Below are 17,443 nucleotides of genomic sequence, written 5' to 3' on the forward strand. Positions count from 1 at the left end.
CCTCACGCCCTGAGGTTCGCCCAGACCGCGTTGCCGCCGGTCAGCCGCGAGCGGCAGATCCCCCACGTCTCGGCGATCTGCTCGACGAGGAACAGCCCCCGGCCGCCCTCGGCCTCGCCGCCCGGCCGGGAGCCCGTCATGTCGCCGCTGCCGCCCCCGTAGCCGTGGTCGTGCACCTCCAGCCGTACGCGGCCCTCCCCCATGAGCCCGACCCCGCACAGGATCCGCGCGCTCAGCGTGTGCCGTACGGCGTTGGTCGCCAGCTCGGAGACGAGCAGTACGGCGTCCTCGCACAGCTCCTGCGGCAGCCGCCATCCGGTCAGCCGCGCGTCCACCGTGCGACGGGCGACTCTGACGCTGGAGCGGTGGGCCGGGAGTTCGAGCCAGTGCGTGCGGTCGGGGTTCGCGATGTCTAAGAGCTCGGGGGACGTGGTCGCGGGGGAGGTGGTCGCGTGGGGGGACACGAGGGTCGCCTTCCGTCGGGCCGGCGGACGCAGTCGGAGCAGGGTGGTCCGGAGGGGCGGGTCGAGCGTCGGGGCGTGAGCGAGTGCGTGACGGAACACCGCCGGGCGGGCGATGCCCGTCGGGCGGCGTCACGCAAGTAACTATGCGCGCGGGTGAGTTCACCCTGCAACCGACTCGCTGATAATTTCACCCAGTCGATGTCGGACAGTCGTTTTCGGTCTGGCGCAATCAGCCAAGTCACTGTCATGCTCGTCCTGTTGACGGCTCCTCAGGAGGTTGGTCGTGAGTGAAACCCGTTCGGGTACGGGCGGTTCGGGCGCGAGCGCGCCCACCGTGCTCCGGATGATCCTCGGCCGGCGGTTGCAGGAGCGACGGCAGGACGCGAACGTCTCCCTGGACACGGCGGCCAAGGCGCTACGCGTGACGTCCCTGACGATCCGCCGGCTGGAGAAGGCGGAGGTCGCGCTCAAGCCGCTGTACGTGGAGAAGCTGCTCGAGACGTACGGGGCCGACCGCCAGGAGATCGACGAGTTCGTCGGCATGGCCGACAAGGCCAACGAACCGGGCTGGTGGCACCCGTACCGGGACGTGCTGCCGAACTGGTTCAGCGCGTACGTGAGCCTGGAGAGCGGGGCGAAGACCCTGCGCACCTACGAGCCGCAGTACGTCACCGGCCTGCTCCAGACCCACGACTACGCCAAGGCCATCCTGCGCGGCGGCTTCCCCAACGACAGCGAGGAGGACCTCGACCGGCGCATAAACCTGCGGCTGCGCCGGCAGAGCCTGCTCGAACGGCCCGACGCCCCCACCCTGTGGGTGGTGCTGGAGGAGGCCGTGCTGCACCGGGTGGTGGGCGGCCCGGAGGTCATGCGGGCCCAGATCGAACGGCTGCTGGAGGTCTCCGAACTGGAGCACGTCAGCGTCGACGTCGTGCCCTTCGCCGCGGGCGCCCACACCGGGGCGTGCGCGCCCTTCACCTACTTCCGGTTCGAGGAACCGGAACTCCCCGACATCGTCTACAGCGAGATCCTGTCCGCCGCCGTGTATTTGGACCAGCGCTCCGACGTGGTGACACACCTCGAGGCGCACAACCGGATGTCCCTTCTGACCTCGTCCGCGGAGAGCAGAGCGCTCCTGAACCAGATGCGCAAGGAATACTCATGAGCACCAGCAAGAGCAGTGCCCGCAGCGTCCGCGGCACGCACGCCGCGCACGGCGCCCACAGCGGTGTCCACACCGGTGCCGTCTACAACGGCATGCCCGCGCTCGACCTCGGCGAACACGGCTGGGAGTCCCCGTGGAGCGGCCCCAACGGCGGCCAGTGCGTGCAGACCAAGCAGCTCTCCGACGGCAGGGTCGCGGTGCGGCAGTCGACCGACCCGGCCGGGCCCGCCCTGATCTACACCCCGCAGGAGATGGCCGCGTTCGTCGCGGGCGTCAAGCGGGGTCTCGCCGACCACCTGGCGGCCGGCTGAGGAACGAATCGCGCGAGCCCCGCACAGGCCGGCCCGCACGACGAGCCCGAGCGCCGCACCACCGAACCACCGCGTCACGGCACCACCGAACCACCGAACCACCGAACCATCGAAAGGGACAGAGGAAAGGGACAGGATGAACACCTCGCACACGGCCCGGGAGATAGACACCAGCCGGCCCCACTCGGCCCGGATGTACGACTACTACCTCGGCGGCAAGGACCACTTCGAGGTCGACAAGAAGGCCGCCGAGGCCGTCGCGGAGGCCTATCCCGGCATCTTCGTGTGCGCCCGCGAGAACCGTGCCTTCATGCACCGCGCCACCCGGGTGCTCGCCCGGGAGCACGGCATCCGCCAGTGGCTGGACATCGGCACCGGCATCCCCACCGAGCCGAACCTGCACCAGGTCGCCCAGTCGGAGATCCCGGAGGCCAGGGTCGTCTACGCCGACAACGACCCGCTGGTGCTGAAGTACGCCGAGCGCCTGATGCGCAGCAGCCCGCAGGGGCGGACCACGTACATCGAGGCGGACGTCAACGACCCCGGGGCGCTCATCGAGTCCGAGGAGCTGGCCGCCGTCCTGGACATGAGCCGGCCGGTCGCGCTGTCGCTCAACGCCCTCATGCACTTCGTGACCGACGCGCAGGACCCGTACGGCATCGTGGAGGGCCTGCTGGCGATACTCCCGGCGGGCAGCGCGCTGGCCCTGAGCCACTGCACCCCGGACTTCGACCCGGAGACGTGGGAGAAGGTCACCGCGATCTACACCGACGCCGGGACGCCGGTGCAGTTCCGTTCCCAGAAGGACGTGGCCCGCTTCTTCGACGGGCTCGACCTCCTCGACCCGGGCATCACCGTCGGCCACCGCTGGCGCCCCGACGCGGGCTCGGGCACCGAACAGGACTCCGAGCCCCCCACCGACGCCCAGGTCAGCCTGTGGACCGGGGTCGGCATCAAGCGATGAGCGGGGAGGGCGCGGCGGACGGCCTCTGGAGGTCCGTCGACGACCTGTGGACGTGGCTGGAGGCCGAGAGCCCGGCCGTGGGCCGCGAGGCCCTGCTCCTGCGGATGCTGAAGCTGTCGGAGGAGGTGGGCGAGGTCGCCGAGGCGGTGATCGGGGCGATCGGCCAGAACCCCCGCAAGGGCGTGACCCACACCTGGGACGACGTCCGCGCGGAGCTGTGCGACGTCGCTCTCACGGCCCTGGTCGCGCTGCGCACGTTGACCCCGGACGCGCGCGGCGCCTTCGAGTCCCACGTCACGGGGGTGGCCCGCCGTTCACTCGGCGGGCCCCCGGCGTCCCGCCCCGAGGCCGTCCGGCCCCGCGAGCGGGATGCCTGACCGCGCGGCCGGACGGGTCCGGGGCCGCGCGGTCCGGGGTCCGGGGCCGTGCGGTCCGGGGTCCTGAGTCCGGGGTCCGGGGTCCTGGGTCCGGCCGTTCAGCCGCGAGGGCCCGCCACCGCTTCCGGCGGGCCCGGCTCGTGGCCGAGCACGCGGGGATCACGGGGGTCGCGGGGCTCGCGGGGCTCGTCGCGCGGGCCGCTGGGGCGGGGGACGTACACCGGGGCGTCGGACTGGTAGAAGAGGTCGATGTCGACCTCCTCGCCGCCGACGATCAGGGTGTCCCAGGCGCCGCTCTCCCGGAGCGTGCGCAGGGTCGAGGGGGCGAGCGCAGAGAGGTGGGCGCGCAGTTCCTCGTCGCCGGGCAGGCCGGGCATCCGGGGCGCGAGCCGCTCGCGGATCGCGGCGATGCGCTCCAGCAGCCCTTCCAGGTCGGACCCGCCCTCCCCCGCACCGGCACGGGCGTCCGGGAGCGGCTCGGTGCTGCGGGCGATGATGTCCTTGATGGCGCGGGTGACGCCCTTGTCGTCGGTGGCGACCATCGCGTTCCAGGCGCGGCTCTTGTGCCGGTACTGGAGCATCGACATCGCGGCCTCGTGCCGGATGAAGTCGGCATCGCGCAGCGGCCGGCCCCGCCAGGCACGGCTGAGCGAGCGGGCCAGTGAAGTGGCGGAGGCGAGACCGCTGTTGAGGCCGCGGCCGGGCCAGAAGTGGATCGCGTTGGCCGCGTCGCCCAGCAGGAAGCCGTAGGTTCCCGGGCCGCTCGCGGTGGCCCGGCGCAGCTGTGCGGTGAACCGGGGGCGCTGCACCATGTCCAGGCGGAAGGAGGTGATGGCGCTCAGGTCCTCCTCCGGCACGCCGAACATCCTCAGCCCCTCCTGGATGCGCTTCCACAGCACGGAGCCGCGCAGCAGCGCGGGCAGGAAGAGGGTGCCGTGAGTGGGGCAGACGAACTCGTTGTCCTCCTGCCGGCTCATCACGCAGGGGCGTGCGGCGACGCAGTCGGCGAACACCTGGCGTTCGGGGTCGATGCCGACGACCGCCTTGGCCTCCTCGCGGGTCAGCCGCATGTTGAGGAAGCCCTCGCCGCGCAGCGAGTTGAGCAGGAAACGGTTCTGGGAGACGGTCAGCAGGACGCTCGTCGGGTCCGGCAGCGGGGACTTGACCCGCAGGCCGAGCACCAGGTCGTGCAGGTGCTCGCCGTCGAGGGAGTAGACGGAGGAGTCGGCGCGGCCGAAGCGGTCGATGTAGTGCTCGCGGGTGCGGGAGCGGCCGCCGTCGCTGATCACCAGGACGTGCTCCTGGGCGGTCCGGGCCTCGTGCTCCTCGACGTCGAGCCGGCGCGGCACCAGCCGGATCGCGGGCTTGCGCGCGGCCAGTTCGAGCAGCCGGTCCTCGATGTAGGCGATCCGGATGTTGCGGGGCGGCCGGCCGGCCACGGAGTCCGGCCCGACGGGCCACATCTCGGAGAACTGTCCCGCCCCGAACAGCGCCTCGCGCATCTCCTCGGTCAGCGCCAGGTACTGCCGGCTCTGGATGGTCACCACCTGCTGGCGGCGGACGTTGCCCTGCGTCTCGTCCTTCCAGACCACCTCGGAGCCCCGGCGGGTCCAGCGGCCGTCGTAGACGGTGAGGGCGACGTTGCCCTCCAGCGCGTCCTCGAGAAGCAGCGCGAAGGCGAGTCCGACCGGTCCCCCGCCGACGACGGTGACCCGCAGCAGGCCGGGGTCGGCCGCGGGGGCGGGCGGCAGGTCGGCCTGGGAGAGGTCCATGACCGTCTCCATCGCCTCCTGCGTCTCGAACCGGAAGGTCTCGTCGCCGATCCGGATCACGTCGCCTGAGGCCAGCACGTGCCGGGTGACGCGCTGCTCGTTGACGTGGGTGCCGTTCCTGCTGTCACGGTCGTGGAGGACGTAGGAGCCGTCCTCCACGACGATCTCGGCGTGCAGCCGGGAGGCCTTGGTGCTGACGATGACCACGTCGTTGTCGCTCTTGCGCCCGAACCGCAGCGGAGCGGTGCCGAGCAGCACGCTCTGCCCGGTGAAGGGACCGGTACGTCCCACGATGACCGACGACACTCAAGACTCCCGGGGAGGCGAAGGGGTGGGGGTGGGGGCCGGGGCGCTCGGGGCGCCCGGCCGTCACTGGCACGTCAGGGTGAACGGCACCGTGTCGGACACCGTCTGCTGCTCCGACTTGATCTCGACACCCATCGCGCTCGACAGCGTCCCCGCCCGCGCGTAAGACGTCACGCTGATCGACTCCTGGTGGGTGCGGGGGCCGCCCGCGGCGAAGGACAGCTTGCGCCAGGCCCGGTCGACCACCGTGCCGCCCGAGGAGACCCAGCGGTAGGTGAACGTCGTGGGCAGCTTCGTGACCTCGAAGGTGGCCGTGAAGGTGGGCGCCTGGCCCTGCGGGGGCGGGCAGCTCCCGGCGTACGTGGTGTGGGCGCCGGTGACGGAGACGGTCGCCGGGGGCGGTGCGGCGGCGCCGTCGTTCTCGACGGCCGCCCCGTCCTGGTCCCCCCCGGCGGCGGTACCGGCCGTGCTCGTGCCCGCCTTGGTGTCCGTGCCTCCCTTGTCGCCCTCGTCGCCGTTGTTGGCCAGGGCGTACCCGAGGCCGCCCGCGAGCACGACGAACGCGGCCGCCGCCGCACCCCACAGGGTCGCCTTCCGCCGCCCGGGCCGCCGCGGAGGGGCCGCGGCGGGCGCCGGGGGCCCACCCTGCGGGCCGTGCGGGGCGGGCAGGGCGTCGGCGGTGACGGTGGGAGCGGCGGACGAGGGCGCCCCGTGCGGGGCGACCGGGGTGGGAGCGGCCGTGGGTGGGGCGGGCGAAGGCGCCTCGTGCGGGGCGGCGGGGGTCTGGGCGCCGGGGGCGGTCGTTGCCGGGGTGTGCGCCGTGGGCGCGGAGGCGGTCGTTGCCGGGGTGTGCGTCGTGGGCGCGGGGGTGACGGCGGACGCGGCGGACGAGGGCGCCTCGTACGGGGCGGCGGGGGCGGCCGGCGCGTCGGTCGTCCCCGGGACGGCGGGACGCGCGAGTGCGGTGCGCGGGTCGGCGGCCCGGGAGGTGCCGGAGGCCGGTCGGCCGGGGGCGGTTTCCGCCGTGCCCCGCGTCCCCGCACCCGTCCCGCCGACGGCCGTGGCCCCGGCGTCCGTCGCGGTGGCGGCAGACGTCAGCCCGGCGTCCGTCGCGGTGGCGGCCGACGTCAGCCCGGCGTCCGTCGCGGTGGCAGCCGAGGTCAGCTCCGCGTCCGTCGCGGTGGCGGCCGACGTCAACCCGGCGTCCGTCGCGGCGGTGGTCTCCGACGTGTCCGTGTGCGCGACGGCGCCACCTGCCTCCGTGCCGCCGACGGTCGCCCCCGGGTCCGTCGCCACGGCGGTCACCCCGGCCTCCGTCGCCGCGGCGGTCATCCCCGTGTCCGCCGCCGCGACGGCGGTCGGGGTCGCGTCCGCCGACGTGTCCCGGCGGGCGGTGACCGGCCGTGTCTCCGGGTCCGTGTCCTCCGTGTCCGCGCCGACCGTGCTCCCGGCCGCCACGAGCCGCAGTTGCTCGGCCACCCGCTCGGCGGTGGTCCGCTCGGCGGGGTCCTTGCGCAGCAGTCCCTCGATGACGGGGGCGAGGGGCCCGGCCCGGTGCGGGGCGGGCGGCTCCTCGTCGACGACGGCCCGCAGCGTGCCGAGGGTGTTCTCGCGCCGGAAGGGCGAGCGGCCCTGGACGGCGGTGTGCAGCAGCACGCCGAGCGACCACAGGTCCGTGGCCGGCCCCGGCGTGCGGCCCAGTGCCTGTTCCGGGGCCAGGTACTCGGGCGAGCCGACGACCTCACCGGTGAGGGTCAGCGCGGTGTCGCCCTGGACCATGGCGATGCCGAAGTCGGTGAGGATCACCCGCTCGTCCTGGCTGAGGAGGACGTTGGCGGGCTTCACGTCCCGGTGCAGCACCCCGGCCTCGTGCGCGGAACGCAGCGCGGCCAGTACCTCCGCGCCGATGCGGGCGGCCTCCCGGGGCGTCAACGCACCTTCGGAGGCGATGAGTTCGCCGAGCGAGCGGCCCCGGACGAACTCCATCACGATCCACGGGCGGCCGGCGTCGGTGACCACGTCGTGCACGGTGATCACGTTGCGGCCGGTGATGCGGGCCGCCGCCCACGCCTCCCGCTCCAGCCGGGTGTACATGCGTTCGACCTTGGCGGCGGGCAGCCCGGCGGGCGCGCGCACCTCCTTGACGGCGACCTCGCGGCGCAGCATCTCGTCGCGGGCGCGCCACACGGTTCCCATGCCGCCCGCGCCGAGCGGGGACAGCAGACGGTAGCGGCCGGCCACCACGCGCTCGTCACTCGCGTCCGGGGACACCGCGTCCTGGTCCTGCATGGGGCGACTCTCCTCGTCTGTCGGGCGTGGACGGGTTCACCGAGCCAGGAGGACCCATCCCGCCCCCACCGCCGAAACGTTCGCCCGCCCTCTCAAGTACACGCAGAACAGGGGCAGTTCGGTTGGCAGCAGTGTAACAACGCGGACACACCTCATACGAACATCTGAGCGGGCGGTACTGCACGGAACGGGCCGGTGACGGAGGGCGCACCCCTCGCCCTCCTCCGCCGGCCCGTTCCGCGGTCCGGTCGGCGCCTCAGCCCGCGACGGTGTTGTAGTTGACGATCTCCTTCACCACGACGGCGGCCGCACCGGCCAGCGGGCTGTCCGCCCCCTTGCGCACCACGTCGGGCAGCCGGTGGGCCTCCTCCTCGGCGACGGCCACCATCCCCCACAGCCCGTTGAAGCCCGCGGGGTCCGAGGGCTTCTCGGCGGCCGCGCCCACCGTCAGGACCTCGTCCCCGCCCTCGCCCTCACCCTCGGGGGGAGCGTCCGACTCCCGGAGGGTCAGCGCGCCCATCTGCCGCAGTGTGTCGGGGTCCCGCTCCCGGGCGGCGACGACGCTCCAGCCCGAGTTCCCCGGCGCCCGCGTCCGCCGCAGCGCGGCGAGGAGGCTGCCGGCGCTGTTCACCCCGTCGACAACGATGTCCGGGAGCACGAGGGCGACCGGCCCCCGGGTGAGCGGAAGGGCGGAGCGGATGGCCCCGTCGAGCCCCGCGTCGAGGGACTCGTCCTGGTAGACGAAGACCATCTGGAAGGTCTCGGCGTAGCGCGCGAGGTACCCGACCGTGTCGAGCTTGTGCGCGCGGAACACGACGACCAGGCGGACGGTGAGTCCGCTCTTGGCGAGTTCGACGGCGGCCTCCAGGCTGCGGTCGAGGACGGTGACCCCGGGGGCCAGGCAGTGCAGTTCCTTGGCGTAGGGGGCGCCGAAACGGGTGGCGTATCCGGCGCAGGGCAGGATGACCGAGACGTCGGGCTCGGGGGCCCGGAAGGCGTCGGGAGCGGGGATCGTCGAGGCGTCGGAGGTAGGGGTCGGCAGGGCGTCGGGGGTCTGGATCGTCGAGGCGTCGGAGGTGGGGACGGACGGACTCTGCATGGAGTGGCCCCTCGGATGGTGTCGACGGTCGGGAACCGTGCGCGCCTCGCCGGGGCAGCGGCGGACCCGGGCCGGTCGGCGCCGCGCCGCCGCACCGACCGCCCCGGAAGGTACGCCGAGGCTCACGGTAGCCACTGGTCGCGGTCCCCGCGAGAGGGCCTCCGCCCCACCCCGGTCATGCAACTCCGGTTGCCCGGCGATCACTTGGGTATCCATGTGCCCCGAGACGACCGGACCCGACCGGAAGAGGGCGCGGAATGCGGGTGCTGCTGTCCACGTACGGAACGCGCGGCGATGTCGAACCGCTGGTGGCACTCGCGGTGCGGCTGCGCGCGCTCGGCGCCGAGGTGCGCATGTGCACCCCGCCGGACGAGGAGTTCGCGCGCCGGCTGAAGGAGCTCGGCATCGAGCAGGTCGCGGTCGGCCCCCCGGTGCGCACCCTGATGCGGGACTCGTCCGTCCCGACGGCGGAGGAACTCTCCCAGGCCCGCGACCGGTTGGTGGACGAGCAGTTCGCCGTTCTACCGGCGGCGGCCGAGGGCTGCGGGATCCTGGTGGCGGCCGGCCTCGGTCAGGTCGCCGCGCGGTCCGTGGCCGAGGCCGCGGGCATCCGCTACGTCCACGTGACCTACGCGGCGGTCAACCTGCCCTCGCCGCACCACGCGCCGCCCCCGCGCCCGGGCTGGCCGGAGCCGGCGGCGGCCGACAACCGGACGTTGTGGGAGCGCGACGCCCGTCTGGTGACCGCGCAGTTCGGCGAGGCGCTGAACCGGCACCGGGTGGCGCTCGGACTGGGCCCGGTGGACAACGTGCGCGACCACGTCCTCACCGCCCGGCCGTGGCTGGCGGCCGACCCGGCCCTCGGACCGTGGCCCGCGGCACCCGGCCTGGAGGTCACGCAGACGGGCCCGTGGATGCTGCCGGACGACCGGCCTCTCCCGCCCGACCTGGTCTCCTTCCTGCGGGCGGGCGCGCCCCCGGTCTACGTCGGCTTCGGCAGCCTGCGCCCGGCGGAGGGTATCGGCGGCAAGGTCATCGAGGCGGTCCGCGCCCGGGGCCACCGTGTCCTCGTCTCGCGCGGCTGGGCCGATCTGGAGCCGATCGACGACGGGGAGGACTGCTTCGCCCTCGGCGAGGTCAGCCACCAGAGCCTGTTTCCGGAGCTGGCCGCCGTCGTCCACCACGGCGGGGCGGGCACGACGCAGACGGCCGCCCGGGCGGGCGTGCCGCAACTGGTGGTGCCGCTCCACCTCTCGGACAACCTGTACTGGGCCGGGCGGGTCGCGGACCTGGGACTCGGCACGACGCTCGACGGCCCGAGCGCGAGCGCGGACTCCCTGTACGCCGCGTTCGGCACGGTGCTGGACCCCGCGACCCGGGCCCGCGCGAGGTCCCTCGCCGAACGGATACGCACCGACGGGGCGGAGACGGCCGCCCGCCTGCTGCTAGCGTCCCGGCATTGAGAACGGCGTGTACGGAGAAGAGGGCAGGCGCGTGGGCGGCGGCACGGGCACGGACGGCGGCACGGGCGACGGCACGGGCACGAACACGGACGACGGCGTGTACGTGGGCAGCGCGGGCAAGGACGCGGCACTGGACCGGGGGTGGCTGCTCGGGCACTTCAGGGAGCCGGGCGACCCCCGCCACAGCGACGCCGTCGAGGTCAAGTGGGGCATCCACCCGCGCGGCGAGCGCCGCGCCCGGTGGGTGGAGGGCGAGGTCCGCACGGCCGTACTGGTCCTGATCAGCGGCCGCTTCCGCATGGAGTTCCCCGGCCGCCACGTGCTCCTGGAGGAGCAGGGCGACTACGTCGTCTGGTGCCGGGGAGTGGACCATTCCTGGGAGGCGGAGGAGGACTCGGTGGTGCTGACGGTGCGGTGGCCCTCCGTACCGGGGTACGCGGTGCCGCCGGAGGTGCCGGAGGCCCCGAGGACGCCGTGAGCGGGCCGGCGCGGGCCCCCTCCCCGGGGCCGCGCCGGTGGTGAGCCCGGCGGGAGGGACCCGCGCGGGCGGCTACACCTCGCGGAGGCGTGGTGCGGCGGGCACCTGGGTCGCCCCGGAGGCCCCCCGCCCGCTCCGTTCCGTGTGCGGGGCGTGCTGGACGTGCGCGTCGGGTCCGGGGAACACGAACGCGACCTCGTCCGTGTCCGACCAGCGCACGTCGTACGGCGGTGTCCCGTCGACGTGGTGGAGCCCCACGATCTCCCCCTCGCGACGGGTCGCCTCGGACCTGTTGCTTTCGACGACGAGCTGGTCACCGAGGTGTGCTCGCATGGTCGTCACCCTCTCTCGCGGATAGTGCGCGGATGAAGCGCGCATGGTGCCGTGTACGGGTGGGCGGGGCGGTCCGGATGCGAGCCGGAGGGGAGCGGGTGATCCTCGAAGGGGGCGACCCGAAGGGGGCGACCCCACGACTCCGGCAGGCCGGCGACATCGGCACCGCACGGGACACCGGACCGTCCATCACCGTCCTCTCCAGCTTCGTACAGGATGGAGGCCGCCGCCATGCAACCTGTCGTCACCGTGGGCCTGGACGGCTCACCCGAGAGTCTCGCCGCCGCCCGCTGGGCCGCCGACGAGGCCGGCCGGCGGGGACTCGCCCTGCGGCTGCTGCACGCGTGGCCCCTGCTGGCACCGGAGCCGGACCCGGCCGCCGCCTCCCCCCACGCGGCCGACCGGAACTACTGGTCGCAGCGCCTGGTGCACACCGCGGAGGCGGAACTGCGGGCCCGCCGTCCCGGTCTGAGCGTCGAGGTGGCCCTGGTGGCGCGGGACGCCCGGGACGCCCTGCTCGACGCCGCCGCGGAGGCCGAGATGCTGGTGCTCGGCTCCCGGGGGCTCGAGGCCGTCGAGAGCTACTTCCTGGGTGAGGTCAGCCTGCCGGTGGTGGCGCGCGCCGTCCGGCCGGTCGTCCTGGTCCGCGCGGCGCCGGGCGGCGGCGAACCCGCCCCGGCCTCCCCCGGAGGCCCCGTGGTCGTGGCCCTGGACCCGCGCACGCCCCGGGACGAGGTGCTCGACTTCGCCTTCCACAGCGCGGCCGCCCGGAGCGTCCCCCTCCTGGCCGTCCACGGCCGCAGCGTGCCGCTCCACGCCCACACGCCCTGGGGCGCGGACCACGGCGTCACCGAGGAGATGACGACGGACGCCCGCACCCGGCTGAACGCGGCCCTGCGCCCCTGGCGCGAGAAGTACCCGCAGGTGGAGGTGGCCGACAGCATCCGCACGACGAGTCCGGCCAAGGTCGTGGTGGAGGCCGCCACGGGCGCGGCGCTCCTGGTCGTCGGCCGCCGCGCGCACCCGCACTCGCTGGGCCCCCGCCTGGGCCACGTGGTCCACGCCGCCCTCCACCACGCCCGCTGCCCGGTCGCCGTCGTCCCGCACCCGGCGTGAGCCGTCCCCGGTTCCGCCTGCTCCCCACGACGGGCCACGGGGCCTCGTCCCGGGCCGGCCGCCGCTTGATGTCCTCCTCGGTGGGCAGGTGAGGAATGCACTCCCCCGCGCCCGAGGACGCGGGGAAGGGGTGCCCCGGACGGACACGACCCTCTCTCGCAGCTAAGGACCCCGCATGACCCTCGCCGAACAGCGTCCCGACGTCGAACGGGACGGTATCCAGCGGCTGCGCCGTCGCCTGGAGCGGCTGATCGGCGTCGCCGCCACCGAAGGGAACGAGCTGGTGGCACTGCGCAATGGCGACGAGATCTTCCCCGCCATGCTGGAGGCGATACGCGGGGCCGAGTACACGATCGACATGATGACCTTCGTGTACTGGCGGGGGCAGATAGCCCGCGACTTCGCCGCCGCCCTCGCGGAGCGGGCCCGCGCCGGGGTGCGGGTGCGGCTGCTGCTGGACGGCTTCGGCGCCAAGGAGATCGAACAGGATCTCCTGGACGAGATGGACGCCGCCGGTGTGCAGGTCGCCTGGTTCCGCAAGCCGCTGCGGCTGTCGCCGCTGAAGCAGAACCACCGCTGCCACCGCAAGGCCCTCATCATCGACGAGCGCACGGCCTTCACCGGGGGCGTCGGCATCGCCGAGGAGTGGTGCGGCGACGCCCGCGACCCGGGCGAGTGGCGCGACACCCATGTGCAGGTGCGCGGCCCGGCCCTGGACGGCATCGCGGCCGCCTTCGCCCAGAACTGGGCCGAGTGCCACGAGGAGCTGTACGACGACCGGGACCGTTTCACCGAGCACGCCCAGCCCGGCACGTCCGTCGTGCAGGTGGTGCGCGGCTCGGCCAGCTTCGGCTGGCAGGACATGCAGACCCTCATCCGCGTCATGCTCACCTCCGCCGAGCACCGCTTCCGCCTGACCACCGCCTACTTCGCCCCGGACACGTACTTCATCGACCTGCTCTGCGCCACGGCCCGGCGCGGAGTGCGGGTGGAGATCCTGCTGCCCGGCCCGCACACCGACCAGCGCGCCTGCCAGTTGGCCGGTCAGCACCACTACGGACGCCTGCTCGACGCGGGCGTCGAGATCAACGAGTACCAGCCGACCATGATGCACGCGAAGATCATCACGGTGGACGGCCTGGCCGCCCTGATCGGCTCCACCAACTTCAACCGGCGTTCCATGGACCACGACGAGGAGGTCATGCTCGCCGTCCTGGACGAGGAGTTCACGGCGGGCCTCGACCGGGACTTCGACGCCGACCTCAAGCGCAGCGCCCCCATCGCCCCGGCCCGCTGGAACCGCCGCGCGATCGGGCAGCGCCTGCGGGAGGCGGCGGTGCGACCGGTGCGGCGGTTCCTGTGAGCGCCGCCGGGCTCTCGCTCGCTCAGCGCTTGGAAGCGAACCGTACGAACCGGCCCCAGCCCTCACGGCCGACGGCGAAGGACGGGCGGGTCGAGCCAGGAGCGCGCCCGGCCCCCGGCCGGGCGGCGGTGAACACCAGGGCACGCCGACCCGCACCCCCCCTGGGCCCGGTCTGAGCCGAGCCCCAGGGAGAGCCCGCTCCGTCGCGCTGCCGCCGCCCCCGCCCCTCAGGCCGCCGACCGGTGCCCGGCGGGACGGCGCCGGAGGGCGGCTTCGAGGAGGGCCGGGGGCCGGTACTCCTGGTCGAGCGGGGTGACGTCGGTGCCGGGCGGGACGATCTCGTCGATGCGGTCGAGGAGGTCCTCGGACAGCTCGACCTCGGCCCCGGCGAGGAGGTCGTCGAGGTGGTCCATGGTGCGCGGGCCGAGGAGCGCGGCGGTGACACCGGGGTGGGCGATGGTGAAGGCCATGGCCAGGTGGGTCAGGGGCAGGCCGGCCTCCTTCGCGAGCGGGACGAGCCGCTCGACGACGTCGATACGGCGCTCGTCGGACAGATGGCGGGAGAACTGGGCGCGCTTGAGGTCGTTCTCGCCGCCCTTGCGTACCCGGCCGGTCAGCAGGCCCTGGCCGAACGGGCCCCACACCATGACGCCCATGCCGTACTCCTGCGCGAGCGGCAGGACTTCGCGCTCGATGCCACGGTTGAGGATCGAGTACGGGGGCTGCTCGGTGCGGAAGCGCTGGAGTCCGGCGCGTTCGGCGGTCCACTGGGCCTGGACGATCATCGAGGCGGGGGTGGTGGAGGAGCCGATGGCGCGCACCTTTCCGGCCCGGACGAGGTCGGTCAGGACGGACAGGGTCTCCTCCAGGTCGGTGTCCGGGTCGGGCCGCTGGAGCTGGTAGACGTCGAGGTGGTCGGTGCCGAGCCGGCGCAGGGAGTTCTCCACGGCCTTGGTGATCCAGCGGCGGGAGGCGCCCTTCTGGTTGGGGCCCTCGCCCATCGGCAGGCCGACCTTGGTGGCGAGGACCACCTCGTCGCGGCGGCCCTTCAGGGCCCTGCCGACGATGTCCTCCGAGTCGGCGTAGCGGTCGGCGGTGTCGATGAGGTTGATCCCGGCGTCGATCGCCTTGTGCATGATCCTGACCGACTCGTCCGGGTCGTTGCCCATCTGGCTGGCGAACATCAGCGTGCCGAGCCCGTAGGGGCTGACCTCGATCCCGGTCCGCCCGAGGGTGCGGTACTTCATGAGTGTGCTCCTTCGGCGCAGGGCGGCGGGTGGGTCCCCGCCGTCACCGGCCCTGGGCCGGTACCTCCACCGTCCACGGAGCCGCGGGCACCAGGCCAGTACCCCCCGCAGCCGGTGGACCCGCAGTACCAGGACGGGACGCGGCCGGTCGGCGATACTCGGGAGATGAGCCGAAGCACGGATCTCGGCCGGGCTCTGCACGCCTGGCGGGACCGCACGAGACCGGCCGAGGTCGGCCTGCCGGACGACGGGGCCCGGCGTGCGCCGGGCCTGCGGCGCGAGGAGCTGGCCCAGCTCGCCGGCCTGTCCGTCGACTACGTCGTGCGGCTCGAACAGGGCAGATCGACGAACCCCTCCCCGCAGGTCCTGTCCGCGCTGACCCGGGCGCTGCGGCTGTCGACGGCGGAGCGCGAGCACCTCTTCGTGCTCGCCGGTCAGGCACCGCCGAGCGCCGGGCAGATCTCCGACCATGTCCCGGCGGGCGTGCAGCGGCTGCTCGACCGGCTGTCCGGGACGCCGCTGAGCGTGTACGACGCCGCCTGGAACCTCATCACGTGGAACCCGCTGTGGGCGGCGCTGTTCGGCGACCCGCCCCCGGCGCGCGGCTTCGGGAGGAACGCGGTGTGGTGGTCCTTCGTGGCGCCGCCCGCCGGATACCCCGAGGCGGTGAGCCGGAGGACGGGCCACCGCGCGGCCTTCGTGTCCGACCTGCGCGCGGCCTCGGCCCGCTATCCGAAGGACGCCGGACTGGCCGCGCTGATCACCGAACTCCGCACCCGGAGCGACGACTTCACGAAGCTGTGGGATTCCGGCGTGGTCGGCGTCCACGAGACCCTCACCAAGACGGTCCGGCATGCGAGCGTCGGCGAACTCACCCTCGACTGCGACATCCTCGCCGCTCTCGGCACCGACCTGCGGATCATGGCCTTCAGCGCGGCCGAGGGCAGCGAGACCGCCGAACGGCTGCGCCTGCTGGACGTCGTCGGCGTCCAGGAATTGACGGGCGCCGGAAAGGACACCTGAGCGGGGCGCCGGTCGCGCGACTCACGGCGCGCGGCCCCGGCCCGGCGCGGGACGGGGCGGGACGGGACGGGACGCGGACCCGGCCCGCCGCGGACCGCGAGGAACCTCGTCGGCCCATGAGGAACCTCGTGAGCGCGGCCGGCCTCCGCCCTCGACCCGGCCCCCTCACCATTCCGGCCCCGCCCGGTAGCAGGGAAACGGCGCGGCGGAGCGGCCGCGATCGACGACGGGGCCAGGGCCGAACCCCCGGACCTCCCGTGCCCTACCGCCCACCGCCGTCGGCGCCCGCACGAACGCCACTGCCCTGTACCGGAGTTCCACCCGGACGAACGGTCCCGCGACACGGCCCGTCAGGACCCGGACGCGCTCCGCCGACGGGCAGGACCACGGCGTCCAATCCTCTCGCCGGTCGGGCGCCTCCGGCTCTACCCTTCGCGAGGACCGGAAGCGACGGAAGGGTGGGCATGGCCAGTCACGACACGGTCAGGGCCGTCAACGGGCTGACCGCGCGGTGGGCCGCGGCCCTGCCCGAGGACGGCACGGTACTCGCCCCTGCCGGGGTGTGGCCGTTGCTCGGCCTTCTCGCCGACGGTGCCGCCGGTCCCGCCCGGCGGGAACTCTCGGACGCACTCGGCATCCCCGCGCAAGACGCCGCGCCGACGGCCCAGAACCTGCTCTCCGTACTCGGGGCGACGCGCGGCCTGAGCACGGCCCTGGGACTGTGGACCCGCGACACCCTGCCCGTCGAACCGGCCTGGCGGGACCGACTGCCCACCGGCGTGCACGGGCGGCTCACCGGCGACCTCGCCGACGACCGGTCACGCCTCGACAGCTGGGCGGCCGAGCGCACCCAGGGGCAGATCGACGGGATGCCGATCGCCGTGAACGGCGAGACGCTGCTGGTGCTCGCCAGTGCCCTGACCCTCCGCACCGACTGGATCCGGCCCTTCACCCCGGGCGGAATGGAGGCCGAGACAGGGCCCTGGTACGGCAGGACCCTGGCCGGGCTGCACCGAACGACCAGTCTGCTGAACCGGGTCGGCGTCGCCGACACGACGGCCGGCCCCCTCACCGAGCTCCAGGTCGTCGGCACCCACGGCGTCGACGTCCACCTGTACCTCGGCACACCCGAGGCAACCCCGGGGCAGGTACTGCCCTCTGCCGTGGGCGTGCTCCACAACCGCCGGGCAGTGGTCCCCGGGGACCGCCTCCCCCTCGGCACTCCGGGCCCCGGGCTGTCCGTGACCCACGTCCCCAGTGTCGACGGCGAACCCGCGCTCCACGTGTCCACCGTGCCGTTCACCGTCGAAGCCCGCCACGACCTGCTCGACCGTCCCGACCTGTTCGGCCTGCGCACGGCGGCCGACGCCTCGCAAGGGCACTTCCCCGGTATCAGCGCCGCACCGCTTGCCGTCCAGGCCGCCGCACAGGTGATGACGGCGACGTTCGGCGCACGCGGCTTCCGCTCCGCGGCCGTCACCGCCTTCGACATGGAGGCCGGCGGCATCCCCCGCCACCCCTACCGGGCCCGCGAGATCAGCGTCTGCTTCGACCGCCCCTTCGGGTTCCTCGCCCTGCACCGCACGTCCCGGCTCGTCCTCAACGCGGGCTGGGTCACCGCCCCCGACCCCTTCGAGGAAACCTCCTGGGACGACTGACCGCACCCCACCACG

General features: G+C 74.0%; 15 protein-coding genes and 1 pseudogene. 10 read left to right on the plus strand and 6 right to left on the minus strand.

What is annotated here, in order from left to right:
• Positions 1–2 precede the first annotated feature (2 nt).
• Positions 3–410 (minus strand): ATP-binding protein, encoded by a 408-nt coding sequence (locus OHB09_RS09170; RefSeq protein WP_371788974.1) that lies wholly within the window; start codon positions 408–410, stop codon positions 3–5.
• Positions 411–747: 337 nt separating this feature from the next.
• On the opposite strand from OHB09_RS09170, the gene OHB09_RS09175 reads away from it, so the two are divergent.
• From OHB09_RS09175 to OHB09_RS09190, 4 genes are all read left to right on the plus strand, one after another.
• The gene (locus OHB09_RS09175) at positions 748–1,629 is read left to right on the plus strand and encodes a helix-turn-helix domain-containing protein (RefSeq protein WP_006137747.1); all 882 of its coding nucleotides are present in this window, start codon (positions 748–750) and stop codon (positions 1,627–1,629) included.
• A gap of 92 nt (positions 1,630–1,721) precedes the next feature.
• Positions 1,722–1,940: a DUF397 domain-containing protein gene (locus tag OHB09_RS09180; protein ID WP_040893728.1), complete on the plus strand. Its 219-nt coding sequence runs from the start codon at positions 1,722–1,724 to the stop codon at positions 1,938–1,940.
• 136 nt (positions 1,941–2,076) lie between these two features.
• A complete protein-coding gene (locus OHB09_RS09185) occupies positions 2,077–2,904 on the plus strand; it encodes an SAM-dependent methyltransferase (RefSeq protein WP_191852941.1) in 828 nt (275 codons plus the stop codon).
• A complete protein-coding gene (locus OHB09_RS09190; protein WP_328921821.1) occupies positions 2,901–3,281 on the plus strand; it encodes a MazG-like family protein in 381 nt (126 codons plus the stop codon). Before OHB09_RS09185 ends, OHB09_RS09190 begins: the two co-directional genes overlap by 4 nt.
• Positions 3,282–3,379: 98 nt before the next feature.
• Here OHB09_RS09190 and OHB09_RS09195 read toward each other — a convergent pair whose 3' ends face one another.
• From OHB09_RS09195 to OHB09_RS09205, 3 genes are all read right to left on the minus strand, one after another.
• The gene (locus OHB09_RS09195; RefSeq protein WP_330437065.1) at positions 3,380–5,359 is read right to left on the minus strand and encodes an FHA domain-containing protein; all 1,980 of its coding nucleotides are present in this window, start codon (positions 5,357–5,359) and stop codon (positions 3,380–3,382) included.
• A gap of 63 nt (positions 5,360–5,422) precedes the next feature.
• The gene (locus tag OHB09_RS33290; RefSeq protein WP_407077313.1) at positions 5,423–7,648 is read right to left on the minus strand and encodes a serine/threonine-protein kinase; all 2,226 of its coding nucleotides are present in this window, start codon (positions 7,646–7,648) and stop codon (positions 5,423–5,425) included.
• A 256-nt stretch (positions 7,649–7,904) separates the two neighbouring features.
• Positions 7,905–8,747 (minus strand): glycosyltransferase family protein, encoded by an 843-nt coding sequence (locus tag OHB09_RS09205; protein ID WP_319117780.1) that lies wholly within the window; start codon positions 8,745–8,747, stop codon positions 7,905–7,907.
• A 257-nt stretch (positions 8,748–9,004) separates the two neighbouring features.
• On the opposite strand from OHB09_RS09205, the gene OHB09_RS09210 reads away from it, so the two are divergent.
• Both OHB09_RS09210 and OHB09_RS09215 read left to right on the plus strand, forming a co-directional pair.
• Positions 9,005–10,210, plus strand: a complete 1,206-nt coding sequence (locus tag OHB09_RS09210) for a glycosyltransferase (protein ID WP_328921822.1) — start codon at positions 9,005–9,007, stop codon at positions 10,208–10,210.
• A 31-nt stretch (positions 10,211–10,241) separates the two neighbouring features.
• Complete coding sequence (locus tag OHB09_RS09215; protein WP_328922999.1) at positions 10,242–10,688, plus strand: cupin domain-containing protein; 447 nt, start codon at positions 10,242–10,244, stop codon at positions 10,686–10,688.
• A gap of 135 nt (positions 10,689–10,823) precedes the next feature.
• Here the strand turns inward: OHB09_RS09215 and OHB09_RS09220 are convergent.
• Positions 10,824–11,021, minus strand: a pseudogene (locus tag OHB09_RS09220) (DUF1918 domain-containing protein); the annotation flags it as partial.
• Between the two features lie 231 nt (positions 11,022–11,252).
• On the opposite strand from OHB09_RS09220, the gene OHB09_RS09225 reads away from it, so the two are divergent.
• Both OHB09_RS09225 and OHB09_RS09230 read left to right on the plus strand, forming a co-directional pair.
• Positions 11,253–12,137: a universal stress protein gene (locus OHB09_RS09225; protein WP_328921823.1), complete on the plus strand. Its 885-nt coding sequence runs from the start codon at positions 11,253–11,255 to the stop codon at positions 12,135–12,137.
• A gap of 175 nt (positions 12,138–12,312) precedes the next feature.
• Entirely contained in the window at positions 12,313–13,500 is a 1,188-nt protein-coding gene (locus OHB09_RS09230) for a phospholipase D-like domain-containing protein (RefSeq protein WP_191852947.1), read from the plus strand.
• A gap of 227 nt (positions 13,501–13,727) precedes the next feature.
• On the opposite strand, the gene OHB09_RS09235 is transcribed toward OHB09_RS09230, so the two are convergent.
• Entirely contained in the window at positions 13,728–14,747 is a 1,020-nt protein-coding gene (locus OHB09_RS09235) for an aldo/keto reductase (RefSeq protein WP_328921824.1), read from the minus strand.
• Positions 14,748–14,912: 165 nt separating this feature from the next.
• Here OHB09_RS09235 and OHB09_RS09240 point away from each other — a divergent pair, with 165 nt between their 5' ends.
• Together OHB09_RS09240 and OHB09_RS09245 are read left to right on the plus strand one after the other, a co-directional pair.
• On the plus strand, positions 14,913–15,770 hold the full coding sequence (locus OHB09_RS09240) for a helix-turn-helix domain-containing protein (RefSeq protein ID WP_191852949.1): 858 nt from the start codon (positions 14,913–14,915) through the stop codon (positions 15,768–15,770).
• 464 nt (positions 15,771–16,234) lie between these two features.
• Positions 16,235–17,428 (plus strand): serpin family protein, encoded by a 1,194-nt coding sequence (locus OHB09_RS09245; RefSeq protein ID WP_093589732.1) that lies wholly within the window; start codon positions 16,235–16,237, stop codon positions 17,426–17,428.
• Positions 17,429–17,443 lie beyond the last annotated feature (15 nt).

It is taken from the genome of Streptomyces griseoaurantiacus, assembly GCF_036189845.1.
In the GTDB taxonomy this organism is placed as follows: Bacteria; Actinomycetota; Actinomycetes; order Streptomycetales; family Streptomycetaceae; genus Streptomyces; species Streptomyces griseoaurantiacus.